Source organism: Actinomycetota bacterium (genome assembly GCA_036280995.1).
Classification (GTDB): domain Bacteria; phylum Actinomycetota; class CALGFH01; order CALGFH01; family CALGFH01; genus CALGFH01.
In genome coordinates this window covers 1-3,287 of the sequence record DASUPQ010000238.1, presented here as the reverse complement: position 1 = coordinate 3,287, position 3,287 = coordinate 1, and the positions used below count along the sequence as shown (strand labels likewise).

Sequence of the window (3,287 nt, the reverse complement as noted above, 5' to 3'; positions counted from 1 at the left end):
GCCATGGCCCGGGAGCTGGCCTGGCAACGGGACGACTACGGCGGTCGGGCGGCTCGCTGAGCACCACAGCTGCGGCCAGGAGGAGGAGGACCAGGCAGTCATGCCCAAGCCGGTATTCCTCGAGCCGCAGGCCAAGGCCGTGGTCGACGCCAACGCGAATCCTCCCTACTGGTTTGAGCTCGGCCCGGGCCAGGGTCGCAGGACCATCGATGAACTCCAGTCCGGCCCGGTCAAGAAGCTGACCGTCGACGTCGAGGACACCACTGTGCCCGGCGGCCCGTCCGGCCAGGTGTCGGTGCGCATCCTGCGCCCGCAGGGCGCCCGCCGGCCGCTGGCGGTGATCGTCTACCTCCACGGCGACGGCTGGGTCTTCGGCAACCACCACACCCACGACCGGCTCATCCGCGAGCTCGCCGTCGGGGCGCAGGCCGCGGTGGTGTTCCCCAACTACAGCCGCTCCCCGGAGGCCAAGTACCCCACGGCCATCCAGGAGTGCTACGCCGTGGCCAAGTGGGTCGCCGAGCACGGCCAGGAGCGGGGACTGGACCCCAGCCGCATCGCGATCGCCGGCGACAGCGTCGGCGGGAACATGACAGCGGCGGTCACGCTGCTGGCCAAGCAGCATGGCGGTCCGATGTTCCGCCACCAGGTGCTCTTCTACCCAGTCACCGACGCCAACTTCGATACCGAGTCCTACCGTCAATTCGCCACCGGCTACTACCTGCGCCGCGACGCCATGCAGTGGTCCTGGGACCAGTACACCACCGACCCCGCCCAGCGGGCCGAGCCCACCGCCTCCCCGCTGCGCGCCAGCCTCGAGCAGCTCGCCGGTCTGCCCCCCGCCCTGGTCATCACCGCCGAAGCTGACGTGGTTCGCGACGAGGGCGAGGCCTATGCCGACAAACTCCGCGACGCCGGCGTCCCCGTCGCCGCCGACCGCTTCCACGCCGTCATCCACGACTTCGTCATGCTCAACGCCCTCGCCGACACCAACGCCGCCCGGGGCGCCATCACCCTGGCCACCGACACATTACGAGCGGTGTTGTCCGACAAGACCTGAGGCTCCGCCTGCTCGGACCTTCCGACCGTTGCGACAGCGCCATCACGTGGTCGCGAAGGTGGCCGACGAGTGAGCGTTCGCCTTGCTGATACGCTGTTGGGTGAGATGGTGAAGCTCCCGCTGCGCGCGGGTGCTGTCGACCGGAGTGCATGGCCGATCGCCGCACCCCTTGCCCGCGTGGCAGAGTTACTCCGCGTCGACCTGGCCAAGGTGACCGAAGCCGCAGAGCGGGTCGCCCCCTACATCACGGCCGACGGCCGGCGGTTGTGGTCGGTGAAGCTCATCGAGCGGGCCATCGACCCGAACGCGCCGGGATGGCTACGGCGCAGGGCAGGCGCACCCCCGAAGGCACCTCCCACCCTGGCCGGCTAATTCCAAGACCCCATGTCGCGAGCCGGCGGGCGGCGGAGGAAGCCGACCCGTAGGCCGAGCGACAGCGCCGAGGTGGCGGAGACGGCGGCCAGGGCGGCGACCGGTGCGCCCAGGACCGCGCCCACGGCGACCAGCAGCAGCCGGCCGTCCCGGCCGCCCAGCAGCCACCCCAGCGCCCGCTCAGGCGCGGGCGGTAGCCCCAGGGCGGCCGCCCGGTCCTTGGACGCATCGACAACAACGCCCCGGCGGTCGCGGCCACGGTCCACACCAACACCCCCTCGGGGCCGTGGCCGTTCAGCGCCCACAGCCCTAGCCCGCCCAGGATGGCCGCATCGCCCACCCGGTCTAACAGCCCATCCAGCAGCGCCCCCCGCGGCCCGGCCCGCAGCTGGAGCCGGGCCACCTCCCCATCGACCCCGTCGGCGACCGAGCTCGCGTGGACCAGCAGCCCGCCGGCCAGACCCAACGTGAACGCCACCAGCGACACCAGATCAGGTGCCGGCCGCAGCGGGGCCAGGACCATCGACAGCCGGGTCGACAGGGGCCGGTTCAGCCAGCGGCTCACCGGCCCGTCGGCGTCCTTGCCCAGCGAGCGGCGCAACGCCACCTTGGCCGCCCTCGCGTCCTGTGGGGTGTCAACGTCCTGGGCTGGTAGCCAGCGCTTCCCGTAGCGGGCTGTCGTCGTTGCCAGTCCACTCGACCACGCGGCCGTCGCCCAGGCGCACCTAATGGACCGTGTTCGGGTCCTTGAGCGCCTTCCTCAGCTTCTTGCGGCTCATTGCTACTCCTCGTGAGTTTCCTGGCGCCGATGGCCGCGGAGCAGTAGCCACGTCCAAAGAGCGGAAGCCACCAACCAAACGAGCGCCGAACCGCCAGCAAGAAGCTCGGTGGTTACTGAGCCGAGAATGACGGCCAGTACGACGAGCGCCAGGGTCTTCAGTGCGCTCATGCCCACCCTTCCCCTTCTTCTCGTACCTGCGCCTTCCCGCGGGCATGGCCTGTAGCAGACGGTGCTGCTTGACCAACCCTACCCACGCATTCGCGCACAATGCCCTTCCTGGAGCCACGAGGGCGGCCCTACAACGGCCCGCAGGGCGACGCCGGCCGAACCGGCGGGCGCGGGCCCGATGACCTTGAGATGGCCGCTGGCGGTGCGCTCCACCTGCCCACCCGCCCGCTGTGCCGCGGAGCGAAACCGTCGTCCAGTGGGCACGGCCGGTGGGCCTTCGCGCTCGGTCCGCACTCGGGTCCGTGCCGCGGCAGTCGCGCACGGGCGTCAGCGGTCACTAGCTGTTGCGGGGCAAGACGTTCAGGCCAACCGCAGGTCATGGCCCTTCAGATCACAGAGCAGAGATGATCCCAGCGGGCGGTTCAGATTGTGATCCAGAAGGTCTCAGCTCCGTCGTCGGGCAGCAGATGGGCAGCAACCGACCGTCATAAGAGCCAACAGGACCGCTGAAGAAGCGTGACGGATCGTGGGAGCATCCGAGCGCTAGCAGCGGCGCTCACCTGCAGCTTCCTCACTCTCGTCCACGATTCGTTACCCCTGCAATGTACGGGCCGCATCGCGGGCGTTGGATCTGACACGGAAGAGGACGGAGGTTCAACTCCTCCCGCGCCCACGTCACTCCTTCTCACCAGCGCTTTTGGTTACTCCAGGACTGCTCGCTTCCCCATAGTCGCCGACAAATGGGGCTGAGTACACCAGCACAGCGGTAGGAGAACGCTTAGAGGGTGTCTGAAAAGCTCATGGGCGGGTGAGGCGACGGAGCAGCAGCCGGGTCATGGCTAGGTAGATGACCGCCTCGGAGGTGGCGGTGAGGTATTCGTAGTCCTTGCTGAGACGGCGGTATCG

The 3,287-nt window shown here is 69.3% G+C and carries 4 protein-coding genes and 1 pseudogene; 2 read left to right on the top strand and 3 right to left on the bottom strand.

Annotation, left to right across the window (positions count from 1 at the left end; genetic code table 11):
* Positions 1 to 100 precede the first annotated feature (100 nt).
* Positions 101 to 1,060, top strand: a complete 960-nt coding sequence (locus tag VF468_07680) for an alpha/beta hydrolase (GenBank protein ID HEX5878184.1) — start codon at positions 101 to 103, stop codon at positions 1,058 to 1,060.
* A gap of 69 nt (positions 1,061 to 1,129) precedes the next feature.
* A complete protein-coding gene (locus VF468_07675) occupies positions 1,130 to 1,432 on the top strand; it encodes a hypothetical protein (protein ID HEX5878183.1) in 303 nt (100 codons plus the stop codon).
* Here the strand turns inward: VF468_07675 and VF468_07670 are convergent.
* The 3 genes and pseudogenes from VF468_07670 to VF468_07660 all read right to left on the bottom strand — a co-directional run.
* Entirely contained in the window at positions 1,429 to 1,698 is a 270-nt protein-coding gene (locus VF468_07670; protein ID HEX5878182.1) for a hypothetical protein, read from the bottom strand. The two genes, VF468_07675 and VF468_07670, sit on opposite strands and share 4 nt — an antisense overlap.
* A 44-nt stretch (positions 1,699 to 1,742) precedes the next feature.
* Positions 1,743 to 1,955 (bottom strand): annotated as a pseudogene (locus tag VF468_07665) (CDP-alcohol phosphatidyltransferase family protein).
* Between the two features lie 1,224 nt (positions 1,956 to 3,179).
* On the bottom strand, positions 3,180 to 3,287 hold a 108-nt coding region (locus VF468_07660; GenBank protein ID HEX5878181.1), incomplete at its 5' end, for an IS5/IS1182 family transposase.

What these genes read in the sequence shown, in the direction of transcription:
- VF468_07680 (HEX5878184.1), top strand. Translation starts at nt 101, where the DNA reads ATGCCCAAGCCGGTATTCCTCGAGCCGCAGGCCAAGGCCGTGGTCGAC.